The 19,316-nt window shown below is 28.2% G+C and carries 25 protein-coding genes; 22 read left to right on the top strand and 3 right to left on the bottom strand.

What is annotated here, in order from left to right; translation table 11 throughout:
• The first annotated feature begins 9 nt into the window (after positions 1-9).
• From IQC44_RS04630 to rimM, 13 genes are all read left to right on the top strand, one after another.
• Positions 10-1,299 carry a peptidase U32 family protein gene (locus IQC44_RS04630; RefSeq protein ID WP_198305188.1) on the top strand — a complete coding sequence of 430 codons (1,290 nt, stop codon included), beginning with the start codon at positions 10-12 and terminating at the stop codon, positions 1,297-1,299.
• Positions 1,300-1,302: 3 nt separating this feature from the next.
• A complete protein-coding gene (locus IQC44_RS04625; protein ID WP_198305187.1) occupies positions 1,303-2,559 on the top strand; it encodes a hypothetical protein in 1,257 nt (418 codons plus the stop codon).
• 37 nt (positions 2,560-2,596) lie between these two features.
• Positions 2,597-3,091, top strand: coding sequence for a 5-(carboxyamino)imidazole ribonucleotide mutase (purE, locus tag IQC44_RS04620; RefSeq protein WP_198305186.1), 495 nt, complete (start codon positions 2,597-2,599; stop codon positions 3,089-3,091).
• Positions 3,091-3,321, top strand: coding sequence for a glutaredoxin domain-containing protein (locus IQC44_RS04615; protein ID WP_198305185.1), 231 nt, complete (start codon positions 3,091-3,093; stop codon positions 3,319-3,321). The genes purE and IQC44_RS04615 overlap by 1 nt, the downstream gene beginning before the upstream one ends.
• Before the next feature lies 1 nt (position 3,322).
• Positions 3,323-4,204, top strand: a complete 882-nt coding sequence (gene glyQ, locus IQC44_RS04610) for a glycine--tRNA ligase subunit alpha (RefSeq protein ID WP_198305184.1) — start codon at positions 3,323-3,325, stop codon at positions 4,202-4,204.
• Position 4,205: 1 nt separating this feature from the next.
• Entirely contained in the window at positions 4,206-4,961 is a 756-nt protein-coding gene (locus tag IQC44_RS04605) for a Nif3-like dinuclear metal center hexameric protein (RefSeq protein WP_198305183.1), read from the top strand.
• A complete protein-coding gene (locus tag IQC44_RS04600) occupies positions 4,954-5,682 on the top strand; it encodes a zinc ribbon domain-containing protein (RefSeq protein WP_198305182.1) in 729 nt (242 codons plus the stop codon). Before IQC44_RS04605 ends, IQC44_RS04600 begins: the two co-directional genes overlap by 8 nt.
• A gap of 1 nt (position 5,683) precedes the next feature.
• Positions 5,684-6,832 carry a lipid IV(A) 3-deoxy-D-manno-octulosonic acid transferase gene (gene waaA / locus IQC44_RS04595; RefSeq protein ID WP_198305181.1) on the top strand — a complete coding sequence of 383 codons (1,149 nt, stop codon included), beginning with the start codon at positions 5,684-5,686 and terminating at the stop codon, positions 6,830-6,832.
• Entirely contained in the window at positions 6,823-7,575 is a 753-nt protein-coding gene (locus IQC44_RS04590; RefSeq protein WP_198305180.1) for a pseudouridine synthase family protein, read from the top strand. The genes waaA and IQC44_RS04590 overlap by 10 nt, the downstream gene beginning before the upstream one ends.
• A gap of 148 nt (positions 7,576-7,723) precedes the next feature.
• Positions 7,724-9,076, top strand: a complete 1,353-nt coding sequence (gene ffh / locus IQC44_RS04585; RefSeq protein ID WP_198305179.1) for a signal recognition particle protein — start codon at positions 7,724-7,726, stop codon at positions 9,074-9,076.
• Between the two features lie 79 nt (positions 9,077-9,155).
• A complete protein-coding gene (rpsP, locus tag IQC44_RS04580) occupies positions 9,156-9,383 on the top strand; it encodes a 30S ribosomal protein S16 (protein ID WP_198305178.1) in 228 nt (75 codons plus the stop codon).
• A gap of 15 nt (positions 9,384-9,398) precedes the next feature.
• Positions 9,399-9,638 (top strand): KH domain-containing protein, encoded by a 240-nt coding sequence (locus IQC44_RS04575; RefSeq protein ID WP_198305177.1) that lies wholly within the window; start codon positions 9,399-9,401, stop codon positions 9,636-9,638.
• Positions 9,639-10,166, top strand: a complete 528-nt coding sequence (gene rimM / locus IQC44_RS04570) for a ribosome maturation factor RimM (RefSeq protein WP_198305176.1) — start codon at positions 9,639-9,641, stop codon at positions 10,164-10,166.
• Positions 10,167-10,170: 4 nt separating this feature from the next.
• Here the strand turns inward: rimM and IQC44_RS04565 are convergent, their stop codons facing one another.
• The 3 genes from IQC44_RS04565 to flgG are packed head-to-tail and all read right to left on the bottom strand — an operon-like array spanning position 10,171 to position 12,244.
• The gene (locus IQC44_RS04565) at positions 10,171-11,064 is read right to left on the bottom strand and encodes a hypothetical protein (RefSeq protein WP_198305175.1); all 894 of its coding nucleotides are present in this window, start codon (positions 11,062-11,064) and stop codon (positions 10,171-10,173) included.
• Positions 11,065-11,066: 2 nt separating this feature from the next.
• Positions 11,067-11,441: a hypothetical protein gene (locus IQC44_RS04560; protein ID WP_198305174.1), complete on the bottom strand. Its 375-nt coding sequence runs from the start codon at positions 11,439-11,441 to the stop codon at positions 11,067-11,069.
• Between the two features lie 14 nt (positions 11,442-11,455).
• Positions 11,456-12,244, bottom strand: a complete 789-nt coding sequence (flgG, locus tag IQC44_RS04555) for a flagellar basal-body rod protein FlgG (RefSeq protein ID WP_198305173.1) — start codon at positions 12,242-12,244, stop codon at positions 11,456-11,458.
• Between the two features lie 165 nt (positions 12,245-12,409).
• Here flgG and IQC44_RS04550 point away from each other — a divergent pair, with 165 nt between their 5' ends.
• Genes IQC44_RS04550 through IQC44_RS04510 form a run of 9 tightly spaced genes read left to right on the top strand, consistent with a single transcriptional unit; the run spans position 12,410 to position 19,313 of the window.
• A complete protein-coding gene (locus IQC44_RS04550; RefSeq protein WP_198305172.1) occupies positions 12,410-12,781 on the top strand; it encodes a response regulator in 372 nt (123 codons plus the stop codon).
• A 13-nt stretch (positions 12,782-12,794) separates the two neighbouring features.
• Positions 12,795-13,697, top strand: a complete 903-nt coding sequence (locus tag IQC44_RS04545; protein ID WP_198305171.1) for a hypothetical protein — start codon at positions 12,795-12,797, stop codon at positions 13,695-13,697.
• Positions 13,698-13,710: 13 nt separating this feature from the next.
• Positions 13,711-14,430 carry a flagellar hook-basal body protein gene (locus IQC44_RS04540; protein WP_198305170.1) on the top strand — a complete coding sequence of 240 codons (720 nt, stop codon included), beginning with the start codon at positions 13,711-13,713 and terminating at the stop codon, positions 14,428-14,430.
• Positions 14,430-14,834, top strand: coding sequence for a flagellar basal body rod protein FlgB (flgB, locus tag IQC44_RS04535; protein WP_198305169.1), 405 nt, complete (start codon positions 14,430-14,432; stop codon positions 14,832-14,834). The genes IQC44_RS04540 and flgB overlap by 1 nt, the downstream gene beginning before the upstream one ends.
• A gap of 17 nt (positions 14,835-14,851) precedes the next feature.
• Positions 14,852-16,603 (top strand): flagellar basal-body MS-ring/collar protein FliF, encoded by a 1,752-nt coding sequence (fliF, locus tag IQC44_RS04530; RefSeq protein WP_198305168.1) that lies wholly within the window; start codon positions 14,852-14,854, stop codon positions 16,601-16,603.
• Between the two features lie 9 nt (positions 16,604-16,612).
• The gene (fliG, locus tag IQC44_RS04525) at positions 16,613-17,608 is read left to right on the top strand and encodes a flagellar motor switch protein FliG (RefSeq protein WP_198305167.1); all 996 of its coding nucleotides are present in this window, start codon (positions 16,613-16,615) and stop codon (positions 17,606-17,608) included.
• On the top strand, positions 17,608-18,267 hold the full coding sequence (locus IQC44_RS04520; protein ID WP_198305166.1) for a FliH/SctL family protein: 660 nt from the start codon (positions 17,608-17,610) through the stop codon (positions 18,265-18,267). Before fliG ends, IQC44_RS04520 begins: the two co-directional genes overlap by 1 nt.
• Before the next feature lie 58 nt (positions 18,268-18,325).
• Positions 18,326-18,613: a FliM/FliN family flagellar motor switch protein gene (locus IQC44_RS04515; protein WP_198305165.1), complete on the top strand. Its 288-nt coding sequence runs from the start codon at positions 18,326-18,328 to the stop codon at positions 18,611-18,613.
• 10 nt (positions 18,614-18,623) lie between these two features.
• Positions 18,624-19,313, top strand: a complete 690-nt coding sequence (locus IQC44_RS04510) for a flagellar hook assembly protein FlgD (protein ID WP_198305164.1) — start codon at positions 18,624-18,626, stop codon at positions 19,311-19,313.
• Positions 19,314-19,316 lie beyond the last annotated feature (3 nt).

Genomic DNA, 19,316 nt, shown 5'->3' with positions numbered 1-19,316 from the left:
GAATTTTATATGAGTAAGCAAAAAGTTGAGTTGCTTAGCCCTGCTGGAAATTTAGAGAAGTTAAAAATTGCTATAAAATATGGAGCAGATGCTGTATATGGTGGTGTTAGCCATTTTAGTTTAAGAATTCGAGCTGGAAAAGAGTTTACATTTGAAACTTTTAAAGAAGGTATTGATTATGCTCACGAAAGAGGGAAAAAAGTATATGCCACAATAAATGGTTTCCCTTTTAACTCTCAAATTGAATTATTAAAAAAACATATTTTAGCTATGGCTGAGTTAAAACCAGATGCATTTATAGTTGCAGCCCCTGGAGTTGTAAGACTTTGTAGAGAACTAGCACCACAAATTGATATTCACTTATCAACTCAAGCAAATGTTTTAAACTACCTTGATGCCCAAGTTTTTTGGGATATGGGAGTAAAAAGAATAGTTGTAGCAAGAGAAATATCTTTAAAAGATGTTGTAGAGATTAAAAAACACTTACCTGATATGGAAATAGAGATTTTTGTACACGGCTCTATGTGTTTTGCTTACTCTGGAAGATGTTTAATAAGTGCTGTACAAATGGGAAGAGTTCCAAATAGAGGCTCTTGTGCAAATGATTGCAGATTTGAATATACTTTATATGCTGGAAATGATGAACATGGAAGCTTGTTTAGACTTGAAGAAGACCCAGGTGTTGGAACATATATTTTTAACTCAAAAGATATGAACTTAGCATCTCATATAAAAGAGATTTTGGATAGTGGAGCAGTTGATAGTCTAAAAATTGAAGGAAGAACAAAATCTCCATACTATGCAGCAGTTACAGCAAAAGCTTATAGAGAAGCAATAGATGACTATTTTAGTGATAAATTTGATGCAGATAAATATCAAAAAGAACTTCATACTACAAAAAATAGAGGTTTTACAGATGCTTATTTAGTTCATAGACCATTTGAAAAAACTGATTCACAAAACCACGATTATGCACTAAGCAAAGGATCTTACGAAGTAACGGGACTTGTAACAGAAGATGAAAATCACTTTTTATGTAAATACAAAGTTTATCCAAATGAAGATATAGAGATTTTTACTCCACACAATACTATTTTAGAGCCTTGTGATAATGAGATAGGAAAACTTTTTTTAGGTGATGATGGGCTTTATTATATAAATTTCAAAAAAATATTAACAGATACAAATAAAGAGCTTGAAAGTGTACATAGTGGAAATGTAAATAAAATTAAACTACCTTGTAAATTGCCATATTTAACAATGTTTAGAGTAAAAAATATAGAAGAGAATATAGAATAAAATATGATATTTTTTAGGGTAACAAATAATATAAATATTAAAACAACAGATGGAACTTTAGTAAAATATTTTAGATTTAAAGCACCTGCTAGTTTACCAAATGAGACTGTTTATATTTCAACTTTTGATGATTATAGTGATTTAAATGGTGTTTTTGCAAGAATAGATGGAAGTAAATATTTTACAAAAATTTTAAATGAAGAGAATGTAAGACAAGGAAAAGATTTTCCAATAGAGCTTGGAGTTTCTACAAAGTTTGAATTTGATAAAGATAGAAATCAAAGGGCTGAAGAGTTTATTGATTTAACTCCTGTTGATTTATACAAACAAGTTAAATATCTAAATAAAGATAATATAAAAATTGCAATTATTGGTGGAATGTCATCTGGAATTGGAAAAACTATTGCATCTTGCACTGCTTTAAGAATTTTGCATCAAAAACTTAGTGAAATGTTTAAAAGTGTGAAAATAGATATTTATATTAGTGCTTCAAATAATAGTTATTTTACAAGAGATAAAGATATTTATAAAACTCAAGGATATTTAAACGATATACTACCTTTGGGATTAAATACAAAGCAGTTAAGTGAATATGACTATTTTATAGATAATAGTGTAGATTTCACAAAACTTTTAGATTTGAATTATGTTGATGCTTGGCTATATAAATTTGGAATTGATTACAAAAAAATAGATGCTCAAGAAAAATATAACTCTTTAGATACAGAGCATTTTAATATAGATAAAAACTTGCAAAATAAGATTTCTGAAGCAAAAAAAAGAGGCAAACTTTTACTCTTTCATCCATATAGTGCAAATATAAATAAGTCTATTCCTCAAACAATAGCTAGTGATTTATTAAAAGATTTATTATTAAAACTTGAAGATTATACTATTGTTACGACTTTGCATATAGACCCAAAAATAAAAGGAGATAATCTACTTGATTTATCAAAAGAGTCAAGAAGTATAAATGATTTTATCTATATTATCTCTTCTATGGATAAAATTATTACAACAAATACTTCAGCATTTCATATAAGTGATGCTTTTATGATACCAACAATTACATTTTTTGTTGAAGATAATTTTGAAACTTTAAGTAAATATTATAGATACAATAAATCTATATATTTAAAAGATAAATCAAAGAATTTATCTAAATTTATTTATGAAAATGAAGCCTTAACAATTTATAAGTTAGAAGCTTGGAAAAGCTTGAAAGTATCGAAGATTATAAAGTTATTAGAAAAAATTTGATACAATCTTGAATTATTTAAAATAAAAAAGGTAAAAAATGAAATTTGTTTCTATTATTATGGGTAGTAAATCTGATTATGAAATTATGAAAAACTGTGCTGATACTTTTGAGCAGTTTAATGTAAAATATGAGTTAATTATCTCTTCAGCACATAGAAGTCCTGAAAGAACAAAAGAGTATGTAAAAGAAGCTGAAGAAAAAGGTGCTGTTGCATTTATTGCTGCTGCTGGTATGGCTGCACACCTTGCAGGTGCATTAGCAGCAACTACAACAAAACCGATTATTGGAGTTCCAATGAAAGGTGGTGCAATGGACGGTATGGATGCTATGCTTTCAACTGTTCAAATGCCAGCGGGTATGCCTGTTGCTACTGTTGCATTAGGAAAAGCAGGAGCTATAAATGCAGCTTATTTAGCAATGCAAATTTTAGCAATAAGCGATAAAGATTTAGCTGTAAAACTAAAAGAAGATAGAATGGTTAAAGCTAAAGCTGTTGAGAGTGATTCTAAAGATATTGAAGTAATTCTATAATGAAGCCAATTGCACTATTTACTTTGCCAAATTGTAAATGGTGCAAAGAGGCAATTATCTACTTAAAAAGTAAAAAACTAAAATTTAATCAAATAGATTTAACAAAAGACAAAAATGCTTTAAGAGATTGTCAAAAAAGATGTTCAGGTGCTCCAGTTTTTTTAGTTGGAAATTCTTGGATTTGTGGTTTTGACAAAGAGAAATTAAATAAAGAGTTAGGAATAAAATAAAATGCTTACTTTTTCACAAATGTTATTAAAACTTCAAGAATTCTGGGCAAATGAGGGTTGCAATATTGTGCAACCTTATGATATACCTGCAGGTGCAGGAACTTTTCATCCTGCAACACTTTTAAGAAGTCTTGACAGCACTCCTTGGAGTACAGCTTATGTAGCACCAAGTAGAAGACCAACGGATGGAAGATATGGAGAAAATCCAAATAGGTTAGGAAGCTACTATCAATTTCAAGTATTAATAAAACCAAGCCCTGATAATATTCAAGATTTATACTTAAAATCTTTAGAGTATTTAGGACTTGATTTGAGTCGTCATGATATTAGATTTGTAGAAGACAACTGGGAATCTCCAACTTTAGGAGCTTGGGGACTTGGTTGGGAAGTTTGGCTTGATGGAATGGAAGTTACACAGTTTACATATTTTCAACAAGTTGGAGGAATTTCTTGTGATCCTGTTGCAGTTGAAATAACTTATGGAACAGAGCGACTTGCTATGTATTTACAAAGTGTTGATAGTGTATTTGATATTGTTTGGAATGAAAATAAGTTTGGAAAAACAACTTATGCTGATGTACATAAAGAAGCTGAATATGAGTTTTCAAAATATAATTTTGAAGTAGCAAATACAGCTATGCTTTTTAAACATTTTGATGAATATTTCGATGAATGCAAAGCTTGTTTAGAAGCCGAACTTCCACTTCCTGCATATGATTATTGTATGTTGGCAAGTCACACTTTTAACACTCTTGATGCAAGAAAAGCAATTAGTGTAACTCAAAGACAAAACTATATTTTAAGAGTTAGAGAGTTAGCACAAGCTTGTGCTGTTATGTACAAGAGTCAGGAAGAAAATAGATTAAAAAGAGTTAGAGGATAGTTTGAAAATAAAAGATATTTATAACTACTTAAATGAACTTTCACCTTTTGAACTTCAAGAAAAATGGGATAATTCAGGACTTCTTGTTGGAAATATGGATGATAGTTTTGAGAATTTATATTTAAGTATGGATTTGGATTTAGAGTTAGTAAAAACTTTAAAGCCAAATTCACTTGTAATTACTCATCATCCACTTATTTTTAGTGGTCTGAAAAGAGTAAATTATGATACATATTCTACAAAAATCCTAAAAGAGCTTATAAAAAAAGATATAAGTTTGATTTCAATGCATACAAATATAGATAAAACTCATCTAAATAGATTTGTTGTTGAAGATATTTTAGGATTCACAATAGATAATCAAAATGAGTTTATTGCAAATGCAAAAGTAGATATGAGTTTTGAAAATCTTTTAAAGCATTTAAATAAAAAGTTAAATTTAAAAAATATAAAGTTTGTAAAAACAAAAAATAGTATTAAAACTCTAGCAATTTGTACAGGTAGTGCTATGAGTTTAATAGATGAGGTAAAAGCCGATTGTTTCATAACAGGAGATATAAAATATCACGATGCTATGGAGGCAAAAGCACGAGGTTTGTCTTTAATTGATATAAGACATTATGAGAGTGAAAACTATTTTAATATACTTTTAGAAGGTTTATTAAAAGAGTATTTGAAAAAAAATAAATTAAAAGCTATAATAACAGCTTCACAAAATCCATTTGAGTTTTTTATAGAAGGAGAAAACATTGAATAAGTATTTAGAGGATTTAATTAAGTTATCAAAATATGATACAAGTATTAGTCAATTTGAGCCAAAAATTGAGAATCAAAAAGCAAAATTAGCAACTTTTGTTGAAACAGCAGAGGCTATTAAAGTTTCAATAAACTCAACTTATTTAGAAATTGATGATTTAAAATCAAAAAGAACAAAAAATAATATTCACTTAAGTGAGTTAAAAACAAAATTAGATTCAATTGCTAAAAAGAATAAAGATGTAACAAATGAAAAAGAGTTAAAAGCTTTACAACTTGAAGAAGAGATTGCAAAAGAGCAAGTAAGCTTTGCAAATGAAGAGATTGAAAGACTTGATAAATTAACTGTTGCAAAAGAAGATAAATTAAAAGAGCTTCAAGAAAAATTAAAAACTGAAGAAGAAGATATAAAAGAGATTAAAGTTGTTGTAGAAGATTCAATAGCACAAATAAATGATGAAAGAAATGAAGTTTATGCAAAAAGAAGTGAACTTTTAGGTCAATTTGATAATAAAATTTTAACTTTCTATGAAAAAATCAAAAGATGGGCAAAAGATACAGCGGTTGTTCCTGTAAAAAAACAAGCATGTTATGGATGTTTTATGAAGATAAATGATAAAACTTATGCTGAAGTTATAAAAGGTGAAGAGATTGTAAATTGTCTTCACTGTGGAAGAATTCTTTATAAAGGTGAAGAAGAACTAGCTACACAAGAGGCTTAATTTGAGCCTCTTTGCTCTTTTTTATAACTTTGTTTTAAGTATAGTTTATATACTTTTAACACCTTACTTATTTTATAAAGCTAGAACAAAAAAATACAAAGATGCAGTTCCTGCAAAATTTTTTCTAAAAAACAATCCAAAATTCAATTTTTCTGGTGTTTGGTTTCACTCTTGCTCTATGGGTGAGGTAAGGGCTATAAAACCACTTATCAAAGAGTTTGAAGATAGTGCAAATATATCTGTGATTACAAATACAGGTTTTGATGAAGCAAAAAGTTTCTCAAAAAATGTACGATTTTTACCTTTCGAGATTTTTCTACCATTTTGGGTAACAAAACAGAAAGTTTTGGTAGTTATGGAAGCAGAGCTTTGGTATATGCTTTTTTTAATGGCAAAAAATAAAGGTGCAAAAACTTTTTTAATAAATGCAAGAATTTCTGATAAATCATATAAATCTTATCTTAGATTTAGTTTTTTTTATAAAAAAATATTTGCAAATATTGATAAAGTGTTTGCACAAAGTGAAGTTGATAAAATTAGATTGCAAGAACTTGGTGCTACAAATGTCGAAGTTATTGGAAATATAAAACTAGCACAACTTCCACAAAAAAAAGAGAAGTTTGAAAAGTTGAAAACAAGAGTAATTGTAGCAGCTAGTACACACGAAAATGAAGAGGAATTAATTTTAAATTCATATAAAAAAGAGTTTGGAAAACTAATAATCGTTCCACGACACCCAGAGAGGTTTGAAAAAGTTTTTGAACTAGTTCAAAAATTTGCACAAGAAAATAGCTATAGCTTTCATAGATTTACAAAGCAAGAGGATTTTTCAAGCGATATAGTTCTAGTTGATAAAATGGGAATTCTAAATGATATTTATGGAATTTCTGATATTGCAATTTTAGGTGGAGCATTTGCAAATATTGGTGGACATAATCCAATAGAACCAGCATTTTTTGGAAATGTAATAATTAGTGGAAAAAATATTTTTAATCAAAAATCACTTTTTGAGTGTATAAGAAATTACTATTTAATAGAAAACGATGAATTACAAGAGTATTTAGAAAAGGCAGATACTCTTTTAAAACCAGAATTAACAAAAGAGGGTTCATTTGAACCAATAATTAAGGAGATAAAAAAATGGCTGTAGAGTTTGATAAAGCTTATAAACTTCTTGCTATGCAAGAGAAAATCTCAAATGCAAAAGCAAAAGATTTAATAGATAGAGGTTTAGTAAAAGTTGGCGATAAAAAGGTTATGATAGCAAGAGGTGAAATTAAAGTTGGTACAAAATTTAATGTAAAAGAACTAGCAAAAACAAAAGTTATTTTTGAAGATGATAATATTTTAGTTGTTGATAAACCAGCATTTATAACAGCTGATGAAGTAGCAATTAAATTCCCAAATGCAATACTTTTAAATAGACTTGATAAAGAGACAAGTGGTGTTATGATGTTTGCAAAAAATGAAGAGTTTCAAAAAAAAGCTATAAAAGAGTTTTCACAAAATAGAGTTTATAAAGAGTATGTGGCTATTGTTGAGGGAAAAGTAATTGAAGAGATAGTTATTGATAAGCCAATTATTACTATAAAAGATAAAGGTGTCGCAAAATCTAAAGTTGATAAAAATGGAAAAAGTGCAAAAACTACAGTTTATCCACTTCTAGTAGAAGGAAATAAATCAAAAATAAAACTAGTAATTGAAAGTGGAAGAACTCATCAAATTAGAGTTCATTTAAACTCTGTTGGATTACCAATAATTGGAGATGCTATTTATGGAAGAACAGCTTCAAATGTAAATAGAGTTTTGCTTCATTCAAAAGTTACTAAAATTTTTGATTATGAGTTTATTTCAAATGAACCAAAAGAGTTTAAAGTGTATGATTTTAGCTAAAATTAAGCTAATAAAAATATAAAAGCCTAAAATATGGGCTTTTAAAAAATAGAAAACTAAAAAAATACTTAAAGATAAGAATATAATTTAATCTTCTTTAAAGTAAAATTTATATAAAATCCCAAAATTAAAAATATGGAGAAATATTTTGTTTGATTCAATAACAGGCTCACTTAGAGGAATAATAGGAAAAATTAGACATCAAGATGATGTAGCTTCACTTTCTCGTGCTATATCTGAGCTAAAAAAAGCATTTTTAAAAGCTGATGTTCATCATAAAACTACAAAAGAGTTATTAACTGCTATTGAAACAGAAACAAAAAAAATAGGAATTGGACAAGATAACTTCATAAAAGTTTTAAGACAAGAGCTAGAAAAAGTTTTAACTGCAAATGGAAATCAAGGTTTCATATTTTCTAATACGCCTCCAACTGTTATTTTAATGACAGGGCTTCAAGGAAGTGGTAAAACAACAACAACAGGGAAACTAGCAAACTATTTAAAGCAAAGAAAGAAAAAAGTTTTAGTTGTTGCTTGTGACTTACAAAGACTTGCAGCCGTTGAGCAATTAAAACAAATATCAGCACAAATTGATGTTGATATATATTTTGATGACAATGAAAAAGACCCAATTAAAATCGCAAAAAGTGCTGTTCTTAAAGCAAAAAAAGAACTTTATGATGTAGTTTTAGTTGATACTGCAGGACGACTTGCTATTGATGAAGAGTTAATGCTTCAATTAAAAGATATTAAAAATGCAATAAATCCAAATGAAATTTTCTATGTTGCAGATGCACTAACAGGGCATGATGCAACTAAAACAGCAACAACATTTAAAGAAAAAATTGGAATAGATGGTGTTATTTTATCAAAATATGATGGAGATACAAAAGGTGGAGTTGCTTTAAGTATTGCAAATCAAGTTGAAGTTCCTTTAAGATTTATAGGGCTTGGTGAAAAAATGCCAGATTTGGAAGTTTTTATTCCAGATAGAATTGTTTCAAGACTTCTTGGACTTGGAGATATTGCAGGACTTGCTGAAAAAACTGCAAGTATTATTGATGAGAAAAAAGCAAAAGAAGTTAGCAAAAAAATTAAAAAAGGTGAATTTAACTTTAATGACTTTTTAGAACAACTTTCTATGATGAGTAAACTTGGAAGTTTAAAATCAATTATTGGAATGATACCTGGAATGTCAGCTATGGCACCAGCACTTAAAGATATGGATTTTGAAAATTCAAAAGAGATTATTAGAATAAAAGCTTTAATTAGTTCTATGACTCTAAAAGAGAGAGAAAATCCAGATTTACTAAATCCTAGTAGAAAAAAGAGAATTGCACTAGGATCTGGGCTTAGTGAAGTTCAAGTAAATAAGATTTTAAAACAGTTCAAAAATGCTTCAAAAATGGCAAAACAGCTATCGAGCAAAGGTGGAATGAAAGGTTTACAAAATATGTTGTCTCAAATGGGACCAAATGGAATGCCAAAAATTCCAAGATAAAAAATATCAAATAGTATTGAGCTATAAACTTATTGGAGTTTAAAGCTCAATACTATAAATTTAAAAAAGGAAAGAAAATATGACAGTTATCAGATTAACAAGAATGGGAAGAAACAAAAAACCATTTTACAGAATAGTTGTAACAGACTCAAGAAAAAGAAGAGATTCAGGATGGATTGAATCAATTGGTTATTTTAACCCAGTTGTTGAACCACAAGTTTTAAAAATTGATGAAGAGAGATATAACTATTGGTTAAGTGTTGGTGCTAAACCATCTGAAAAAGTTAAAAAATTAGCTTCAAAATAATATTTTAGAAAAAATATGATAATAAATTTTATAGAAAACTATGCAAAACTAATTGTTGCAGTTCCTGAAGATATTGTTGTTACAAAAGAGCAAATAGATGAAAATTTTGTTGAAGTTACAATAAGTGTAAATAGTGTTGATATAGGAAAACTTATTGGAAAGAATGGAAATATGATTAATGCTCTTAAAACAATAGCAAATGGTTGTAAAGCAAAAGATGGAATATCTTATAAAATACAAGTAGTTACAAAATAGATGAATAAAGTTTATGTTGCAAAGCTTGGAAAAGCAGTAGGTCTTCAAGGTCATTTAAGACTTTTTATTGACTCTGATTTTCCAGAGCAGTTTAAAAAAGGTGCTATTTTTACTACAAATAGAGGTTTGACTCTAAAAGTTCTTGAATATAATGCAAATAAAGATTTGGTTAGATTTGAAGAGTATTTGGATATAGATTTAGCAAAAAAACTTACAAATAGTGAACTATTTACTACCGAAGAAGCTACAAAAGAGTTTTGTAAACTAAAAGAAAATGAACATTTTTGGTTTGATTTAATCTCTTGTGAAATTTATGAAGATGAGCTACTTTTAGGTTGTGTAAAAGATATTCACAGATACCCATTAAATGATTATTTAGAAGTACAAACTTCTAAAGAACTTATAGAAAAAGGTTTACCAAAAACTTTTTTAGTACCACATATTTTTGATAGTTTTATCCAAAAAATAGAGATAGAGAATAAAAAAATATTTGTAAAAAATGCTTTTGATATATTAGAAAATTCTTAATTTTCTAATAGTTACATCTTTTATTAAATTCCTCTTTAGTCATTTCTAATTCATAAGCTTGAGAAAAACCATTTTTTAATAATCTATTCAATAAATTTTCTCTTAATTCATTACTTGTAAAAGGACCATAATATAACTCAATTCTATTTGAATCATCTCTACAAAGAAGAATATTTGGGTCAAGATTTGTTGCTTTATCAAGATATTTTTTATATAAAACACCTTTTATTTTTGCTACATTTATAAGCTTTAGGAAATCTTCATTATCTACAATAGGTTCTTTTTCTTGAACATTATTAACTTCTTCTTTTGTGTTATCTTCTTCTACTTGATTATCTTTAACTTCATTAAATGTATTTGTTATTTTTGCTCTTTGAAGCTCTTCTTTTGCCATAATTGCTTCTTGTTTTAAAGCTTCAAGTTTTTGCATTTCACTTTCTAATTCAGCTTTTTTCTCTTCTAATGACTCTTTTTGTCTAAGAACTAAATCTTCTTCAATTCTTAATGATTCTTCTTCTATTCTTTTTTGCTCTTCTAAAACTCTTCTGCTCTCTTCATCTTCAATTACAGGCTCTTGCTCTTTTTGAATATTCTTATTTGTAAGAGCTGCTAATTGTTCATTTAATTTTTGAGAATTAATACTACTAAGGTCAAATTTTACTTCAGGTTCTTTTTCTTCTATTATCTCTTCTTGAACTACTGGTTCAATATTTTCTACAACAGGTTCTTCTTTTGGAGAAAAAATAATTATTAAAATACCAATAACTAAAATTACAACTAAAAAAGCGATAATTGAAATAAGAATAGTTTTTAATTGAGGTTTTTTAAATTTTTTCTTTTCATCTAAGACAGGTATTGATTGTTCTGATTCTTTTACTTCTATGTTTTCTTGAGACATTTTTACTCGCTTTTTTTCTTATTTTCTTTCATCTTTTTATAATACTCTTTTCTATAGGCTTTTAGTTCTTCTTTATTTTTTTCTCTATATTCCTTATCGTACTGTAATCTTTTCTCTCGATTTTGTTCGTAATACTCTTTTTTCTCTTCTTTATACAGTGCAATTTTTTTTGTTATTGACTCTTTTCTTGTATCAACATACTTTTTTTGTTTATGTGCAATTTCTTTGATTTTATCAAAAAAATTATCACTATTAAACTCAGCTTCATAATCAAAAACCTGTTTTTTTACTTTACTCTTTTGGTAGTAGGCTTTTTTCTTTTTTTTATGAGCTAGGAAATTCTCTTCTCTTCTTCTTTTTAACTCTTCTAAATTCATCTTATAAAACTAAATTAATTTTTTAACCTATTAACAATATCAAGCATATTATCAGCTGTTGTAATTGCTTTAGAGTTTGCTTCATAAGCCCTTTGAGCTGTAATTAAATCAACCATCTCATTTACAAGTTTAACATTTGAACCTTCAAGCATTCCTTGTTGTAAACTCCCAAATTGCTCTTCAGTTGGGTTTCCTTCTAAAACATCTCCAGAAGCATCACTTTGCATAAATAAAGACTCACCAAGAGGAATTAATCCAGGAGGATTTATAAAATCAGCCAATGTAATTTGACCTAATTCAACTGTATCTCCAGTTTGAGCATCTGTTGCAGTTACAAGCCCATCTTTTCCAATTGTTAAATCTCTTACATTATCAGGAACAACAATTTCTGGAGCTAAAGCATATCCATTCCCATTTACTATAGTACCATCTGGATCTAATTTAAAACTTCCATTCTTTGTATAAGCTGTCTCTCCACTAGGAAGAGTAATTTGAAAAAAACCTTTTCCTTGAATAGCAATGTCAAGTGTTCCAGAAGTTAATTTCATATCTCCAGTTGTAAAGTTCTTTTGAATATTTGAAATTCTTACTCCAAGTCCAACATCAATTCCAGTAGGATTTAGTGTTGTTTGTGTTGTTTGACCAGCTGTATAGTTTAAAGTTTCGTATATTAAATCTTGAAATTCAGCTCTATCTTGCTTAAATCCAGTTGTATTAACATTCGCAATATTGTTTGATGTAACATCGATTTGATGTTGCATAGAGTTCATCCCTGTGGCAGCTGTGTATAATCCTCTAATCATTTACAATCCTTTTTGTTACATAATTATTTAATTATATTTTAGCAATGTTTAAAAGTTGATAAAGCGATAAATTATTTTAAATAATATTAAGTAAAAATTTAAAACAAATTCTATATAATGCATACTTATTGAAATTTATATTTAAAATAAACAGAGGAAAAACGAATGAAGATTCTAATAGTTGATGATAGCTCTACAATGAGAAGAATTATCGGAAATGTAGTTATGCAATTAGGATTTGGAAAAGATAATTTCGACGAAGCAGAAGATGGTGTAAAAGCTTGGAAACTTCTTAGTGAAGCTCATTATGATGTTATTTTAACAGATTGGAATATGCCAAATATGAATGGTTTAGAACTTGTAAAAAAAGTAAGAGGAGAAGGGACACACCAAAAAACTCCAATTATTATGATTACAACTGAAGGTGGAAAAAGTGAAGTTATTACAGCTTTAAAAGCAGGAGTTAATAACTATATTGTTAAGCCATTTAGTGCTGAAGTTCTAAAAGAGAAATTAGATGGGGTTTTAAAAAAATAATTAAGGTTTTATTATGAGTATGAGTCAAGAAGAGATTGAAGCTTTAATGAATGGTTTAGACATTGTTGATGATGATAAGCCAGAACCTGAAGTTGAAATTGAAGAGCCTGTAAAAGTTGATACAAAAGAGATTGAAGAGCTTATTTCTCAGACAAAAGAGATAGAAGGTATTGAAGATACTAAAATCTTATCTAAAGCAGATGAGATAGAAAATCTTTTAAAAGATATTGAATCAACTCCTAGTTTTGAAGAGAAAGAAGAAGAGATTGAAGAGCTTGATAATTTTGATGCAGATTTGAACTTAGATAGTTTAGTAGAACAAGAAAATCAAATCAATGAGGATGATATTGTGAAAAATTGGACATCATCTAAAATAAATGAGGGGATAATACCAACTCCTGCACAAAGTGATACAAAGGTTGTTAGTCAATTAACTCAAGTGGCAAATGATTCAGAAGAGAAAGTTTCAAAAATATTTGATGTTTTAAGTCTAGCCTTGGATAATAATGGAATTATTAGAGATAGTTTTAAAGATTGTGAAAAATCTTTGGAATCTCAAAAGGCTCTATTAAATAGTCTAAGTCAGAAGTTCCCAAATATAAAAGTTTTTTCTGAACATTTAGAAAATATAAATAAGATGAATTCGTCTATTAAAAATTTAACAAATATTTTAAATGAAGAAGATAACTCTATTTTTCAAGCAATGGAATTGATGCAATTCAATGATATAAACAGACAAAAAATCGAGAGAGTAATGTTTGTTATTAGAAAGTTATCACTGTATTTAAATAATCTTTTTGAAGATGATGAGAATTCAAAAGAGATAGCAGTTGCAAAACATATTCATGGTGATGATAATGATGATTTAGCTGGAGATGATTTAGATAAATTAATAGAAGAATTTTCTAAAAAATAAGTAGGAGAATATTATGAATCAAGGTGTTTATCCGTTAGTGGCTTCAATGATTAATCAAATCAATAGACTTGATCAAATAAGTAATAATTTAGCAAATGCAAATACTTTTGGTTTTAAACAAGAAGGAACTACTGAAACTACTTTTAATTACTATTTAAAAAGAGTTCAAGAGGCAAATGAAACTCCTACTAAGATAAATGTTGTAACAAATAATATTCCAAAAATAGATTCTAAATATATAAATGGAGAAATGGGACCAATTGTTATGACTGGAAATAATTTGGATTTTGCTCTAAGCAATCCAGATACTTTTTTCAAAATCCAAAACGAAAATGGTGATATAGTTTATACAAGAGATGGATCATTTAAAAATCTTGATGGTTTTTTAGTTGATGGAAATGGAAATAGTATATTAAATCAAGATAATGAACCAGTTGTTGTTGAAGATGGCTTTGCTTCACAAATAGGAGTAACAAGAACACCATATACAAATTTAGAAAAAATAGGAAATAATACCTATCTTCCAAAAAATCAAGCTGATTTGGAAGTTATTGATAATAATGATAATATGATTGTTCAAGGTGCTGTTGAAAGCTCAAATGTAAATTCTGTAGCAGCTATGGTTGAGTTAATAGATGCTCATAGAAGATTTGATCAATCTCAAAGAGCTATTAAAAGTATAGATGAGATAAATGCTGGATTGATTGAAAAAATTGGAGGAAATACTAGATAATGCACGCAAGTAATGTATCAAATGCTCTTTTTGAACACTTAAACTTTAGAGCAGAAAGACAAAAAGTAATTTCAAGTAATATAGCAAATATAAATACTCCAAACTACAAAACAAAAGAGTTAGTTTTTGAAGATGAATTAAATTCTTCTTTAAAAAACTCTTTACAAATGAAGCAGACAAACTCAAAACATATGAAAAATATTGATTCAACTTCACATTTATCAAACCCAAGATTAGTAGAAGTAAAAGGATTACAAGAACAAAATGATGGGAATAATGTAAATTTAGATGCCCAAATAAGTGAGCAATCTAAGAATAAAGTTATTGTTGATGCAATTCAATCTTCAATAAGAAGAGATTCAAGATTATTTAGAAATATGATTGATTCATCTTCAAAAATTTAATTTAATATAGGGCAATAATGGATCAACTTTTAAAGTTCGTAAATAATCTAAATACAGCTCAAAGAGCAGTAATAATTGGAGGCTTCTCTATATTATTTGTCGTTTTAGTTGGTTTTTTGATATATTCAAATATAAAAGCTGAAGATAAAAAATTAAACTATACAATAGCTTCAAATCTTACAAAATCTCAAGTTATGTTAGCAAGTGAAGAGCTTGAAGCTTCAGGAATTCAATTTTCAGTTATTGGAAGTGGAAATAATTTAACCCTAAAAACTTCAAAAGAGTTTGTAAATGTTGCAAAAATTAAACTAGTAACAAGTGAAGCAGCAACAAGTAAGCATGTTGGTTGGGAAATATTTGAAAAATCATCTTTAGGAACTACAAATTTTGAGAATAAAGTAAAATATTTAAGAGCTTTAGAAGGTGAATTAAGCCGAGCTTTGGAAGCTTTAAATGGTGTTTTAAAAGCAAGTGTTAAAATTGCTATTCCAAAAGATACTATTTTTACAGAAAAAAAAGGTCAAACAACAGCTTCGGCAATTTTATCTGTTAAGCCTGGAATATTTCTAACTCAAAAGCAAATAGATGGAATTAAGAACTTTATAGCTTCAGCTGTTCCAGATTTAAAACAAGAGAATATTCAATTAATTGACCAAGATGGAAGTTTATTGGAGCTTTCTAGTGAAGATGAGAGTAACCAAAAATCTGTTACTCAAACAAAATATAAAGATAGTTTAGAAGAAGATTACTCAAAAAAAATAGTTGCACTTCTTGAGCCTTTTGTTGGTGTTGGAAGAGTTATTGCAAAAGTTACTTTAAATTTAGATTTTATTAAAAAAGATATTGAAGAGGAGATTTATAATCCAGAAGGAACAATAAGATCTCAGCAAGTAATAGAAAATACAAACCAATCCCAAGGAATGCCAAATAATAGTGGAGGTGTTGCTGGAGTTGATAATAATATTCAAGAACCAAGCTCTAGCAGTGGAAGTGGAAATATCTCTTCAAATAGTGAAGGTACAAACACTGTAACAAATTATGAAATTTCAAGAAAATTAGTTTCACAAAAAGATTATAACTATACAAACATAAAAAGAATAACAGCAGCTGTTACCTTTGATTCTAGTGTACTAAAAGATGTTCCAAATAAAGATGAGTTTATTGCTTCTTTAGAATCTATTGTTCAAAATACAATAGGTTATGATAAGGCAAGAGGAGATCAAGTTACCGTTAAAGACTTTAAATTTATTGGAGTTAAACCTCTTGAAGAAGTTGAACAAATTATTGATGAAAATGGAAATGTTGTATTAAAAGAGTCTAGTTCATTTGATACAGCAACACAAATAAAAGCCTTTATACAAGAGTTTGGAGATTATATTCAATATTTAATAGCAGCTATTTTATTATTTGTATTCTATAAAAAATTTATAGCTTCAAATGAAATAGTTGTTTTAGGTGATGGAACTTCAAATTCAAAAGGAAAAGCTAATCAAAAAAGAGCTGCTAGTAATGATGAAGGTTTGGTTGATGATATGTTATCAAACTTGGAACATGAATTTGAAGTAAGTAGTGCTCAAGGAAGATTAAAGTCAAAAGTAAAAAGTCAGATTTTAAACAATATTGATGGTCTTGATGAGGAATCAGCTGCAAAATATGAGGTATTTATTGAAGAACTTGATAAAGAGATAAATAATAATCCAGCGGAGATTGCAAGAATGATAGAATTGCTATTAACTGAAGGAAATAATAATTTTAAAAAAAGGTCATAGGTATCAAAAATGATAGATGATGATGTTCTAAAAGGTATGTCAATGTTGGAAAAAGTTTCGAGATTCTTTGTCCTAATTGGAGAAGATTCTACTGTAAAAATCTTTCAACATTTACCAAAAGAGCTAGTTGAGGCTATATCAACTGGAATTACTCAAATAGCATCAATAAATAAAGATGTATCATTAGCCGTTTTAGAAGAGTTTCATTTATATACTAGAAGTAAGAGTTTTATCAGTTCTGGCGGATATGATTTTGCAAAAGATATTTTATATAAATCTTTGGGTAAAGAAGAAGCCGATGAGGTTTTAGCAAAACTTTCAAGAATGAAGTTAGCCTCTCAAGCTTTTGCTTATCTTGATGGAATAAATCCAAAACAGTTAAGTGACTTTATAAAAGATGAATCTCCTCATACAATTGCCGTAATTTTAGCACATATGGATCCTTCTAAGGCTTCAGATGTTTTAATGCAACTTGATGAAGAAGTAAGAGTAAAAGTAACAATTCAAGTTGCAACAATAAAAGATGTTTCTCCCGATGTTGTAAGAACAATTTCATCTGTTTTAGAGAAAAAATTGGAGTCATTATTATCTTCTATTGTTGATGTTGGTGGTGTTAGAGTTGTTGCTGATATGCTAAATAAAATGGGACCAAAAGCACAAGATATACTTAAAAATATAAATGGTATTGATACAGTTTTAGCAAGTAAAATAAAGGATAATATGTTTGTATTTGAGGATTTATTAAACTTAGATTCAGAATATATTATGAAAATTTTACAAGGTGTTGAATCAACAGAAGTTGCAATTGCTATGAAAAATACAACTGAAGAACAAATTGAAAAAGTTACAAGTGCTATGAGTCAAAGGGTTAAAGAGAGATTTGTTGAAGAGAGTGAAATGCTTACGAAAGTAAAAATAAAAGATATTGAAGCAGCTCAAAGAAAAATGCTAGATATTGCTCAAAAGATGATTGAAGAGGGTGTTATTGAAAGAGAGAGTAATTAATGGCTGATAATGTATATTCAAATGCAAAAGTTTTAAGTGGTGATGAAAATATTCAAAAATTTGAATTGGGAAATTTTATAAATAATAGCACAGATACAAATGTTGTTGAAAATTCAAGTGCTGTATTAAATGATAGAGATATAAATGGACGAGTTGATCCTGTTTTAATAGAAATTAGAAATTTACAACAACAAATAAGCCAAATTTCACAAAAAGTTATAAATATTGAAAATGATGGAATAAAAGGTAGAGATATAGATGCACAAGTTGTTCAAGCAATAAAAGATTTAAAACAATATGCTGCTTTTTTTGAACAAGCAACATTTCAAATGGAAACAAAACTTTTAAAAACCTCAGTAGCTTTAGCTCAAAAAATTATATCTATAGAAGTTGGTGAAAATTCAGCAAAAATAGCAAAACAAACTATAGGTTTTTTACTTGAAAAGATAAAAACAGCTTCAAAAGTTCAAGTTCATTTAAATCCAAAAGATTATGAAATATTAAAAAATGAGTTAAATTTACAACCTTTTATAGAGTTATTAAAAGACCCAAATGTAATAGCTGGTGGTGTTGTAATAGCTAGTGATTTGGGAAATTTTGATGGTAGTGTAGAATCAAAAGTTGCTTCAATGCTTGAGACTTTAGATTTGGTAATATAGAATTTACTTAATAATAAAATTTATGATATAATGTAAAAATTGCTTATAAAGAGTTTAGATGGAAATTAGCGAAAGAGATTATGATTTACTTGTAGATACTGAAATAGTTGTAGATGTTATGCTAGGAAGTACAAATATAAGTATTGGAGAATTTATAAGGCTAGTTGAAGGTGACATAGTTTCATTGCATAAACCAGGTGGTTCTGGTGGTGAGATTTATGTAAATTCAAGAATTATTGGAACTGGTGATATAATTGTTATGGATGATAAATTAGCAGTTAGAGTTCAAGATGCTATGGATTCAGATAATGTGGTTCGATATTTCTTTGAAGAGCATATAATTTAAGGAGAATAAAATGGCAACAATAAGTGGAGTTAATACAGGTACAGGAATTGACGGTAGCACATATACAAATAGTGTTAGTAATGATTCATTAACGACAAATGATTTTTTAAAGCTTATGATTGAAGAGTTGAAGCTTCAAGACCCAACAAAACCTATGGACTCAGCAAAAATGCTTCAAACACAAATGCAAATGAGTACATTAAATTCTAATCTTACGATGGTAAAAACTCTTGAATCAATCCAACAAGCTTTTAACCAATCATCACTTTCAACTGCAACAGGAATAATTGGAAAACATGTTGAAAATGGCTCTGTTGGAGAAGATGGAGTTAATAAAGCATTTATTGTAAAATCAATAGAAAATGAAGAAGGAAATATCTTAGCAACAGTTCAAAGAATGTTGTATCTTGAAGATATTGTAACAATGGCTGATCCAGACGATGCAAGTAAAACAAAAATGGTAAATTATGATGTAGCTGGTTATATTTACGATGATAAAGGGCAAAAAACTGGACAAACAATTGCTTTATCAAATCCTGGTTCTCCATTATTGAAAGATGGGAAACCTGTTATATTAGATGCAGATGGAAATGAAGTAGCAAATCATAGTTTTGCATTAACTGGAAGTTCAATCCCTGTTTATTCAGACAGTGTTGAAAAAATATCTTTCTCATCAATTACTAAAATCTTTACACTATAAAGG

It is taken from the genome of Arcobacter vandammei, assembly GCF_016106035.1.
Classification (GTDB): Bacteria; Campylobacterota; Campylobacteria; order Campylobacterales; family Arcobacteraceae; genus Aliarcobacter; species Aliarcobacter vandammei.
Note: the sequence above shows the minus strand (reverse complement) of the source record. Positions and strands in the feature narration are given on the sequence as shown.

Bases quoted from the DNA above. Each gene is read 5' to 3' on its own strand.
- fliF (WP_198305168.1), top strand. From the start codon at position 14,852: ATGGATCAACTTTTAAAGTTCGTAAATAATCTAAATACAGCTCAAAGA.
- glyQ (WP_198305184.1), top strand. From the start codon at position 3,323: ATGCTTACTTTTTCACAAATGTTATTAAAACTTCAAGAATTCTGGGCA.
- IQC44_RS04550 (WP_198305172.1), top strand. From the start codon at position 12,410: ATGAAGATTCTAATAGTTGATGATAGCTCTACAATGAGAAGAATTATC.
- IQC44_RS04520 (WP_198305166.1), top strand. From the start codon at position 17,608: ATGGCTGATAATGTATATTCAAATGCAAAAGTTTTAAGTGGTGATGAA.
- flgB (WP_198305169.1), top strand. From the start codon at position 14,430: ATGCACGCAAGTAATGTATCAAATGCTCTTTTTGAACACTTAAACTTT.
- IQC44_RS04540 (WP_198305170.1), top strand. From the start codon at position 13,711: ATGAATCAAGGTGTTTATCCGTTAGTGGCTTCAATGATTAATCAAATC.
- IQC44_RS04565 (WP_198305175.1), bottom strand. From the start codon at position 11,064: ATGTCTCAAGAAAACATAGAAGTAAAAGAATCAGAACAATCAATACCT.
- IQC44_RS04630 (WP_198305188.1), top strand. From the start codon at position 10: ATGAGTAAGCAAAAAGTTGAGTTGCTTAGCCCTGCTGGAAATTTAGAG.
- IQC44_RS04615 (WP_198305185.1), top strand. From the start codon at position 3,091: ATGAAGCCAATTGCACTATTTACTTTGCCAAATTGTAAATGGTGCAAA.
- flgG (WP_198305173.1), bottom strand. From the start codon at position 12,244: ATGATTAGAGGATTATACACAGCTGCCACAGGGATGAACTCTATGCAA.
- fliG (WP_198305167.1), top strand. From the start codon at position 16,613: ATGATAGATGATGATGTTCTAAAAGGTATGTCAATGTTGGAAAAAGTT.
- IQC44_RS04575 (WP_198305177.1), top strand. From the start codon at position 9,399: ATGATAATAAATTTTATAGAAAACTATGCAAAACTAATTGTTGCAGTT.
- IQC44_RS04545 (WP_198305171.1), top strand. From the start codon at position 12,795: ATGAGTATGAGTCAAGAAGAGATTGAAGCTTTAATGAATGGTTTAGAC.
- rimM (WP_198305176.1), top strand. From the start codon at position 9,639: ATGAATAAAGTTTATGTTGCAAAGCTTGGAAAAGCAGTAGGTCTTCAA.
- IQC44_RS04510 (WP_198305164.1), top strand. From the start codon at position 18,624: ATGGCAACAATAAGTGGAGTTAATACAGGTACAGGAATTGACGGTAGC.
- IQC44_RS04625 (WP_198305187.1), top strand. From the start codon at position 1,303: ATGATATTTTTTAGGGTAACAAATAATATAAATATTAAAACAACAGAT.
- rpsP (WP_198305178.1), top strand. From the start codon at position 9,156: ATGACAGTTATCAGATTAACAAGAATGGGAAGAAACAAAAAACCATTT.
- IQC44_RS04560 (WP_198305174.1), bottom strand. From the start codon at position 11,441: ATGAATTTAGAAGAGTTAAAAAGAAGAAGAGAAGAGAATTTCCTAGCT.
- purE (WP_198305186.1), top strand. From the start codon at position 2,597: ATGAAATTTGTTTCTATTATTATGGGTAGTAAATCTGATTATGAAATT.
- IQC44_RS04590 (WP_198305180.1), top strand. From the start codon at position 6,823: ATGGCTGTAGAGTTTGATAAAGCTTATAAACTTCTTGCTATGCAAGAG.
- IQC44_RS04515 (WP_198305165.1), top strand. From the start codon at position 18,326: ATGGAAATTAGCGAAAGAGATTATGATTTACTTGTAGATACTGAAATA.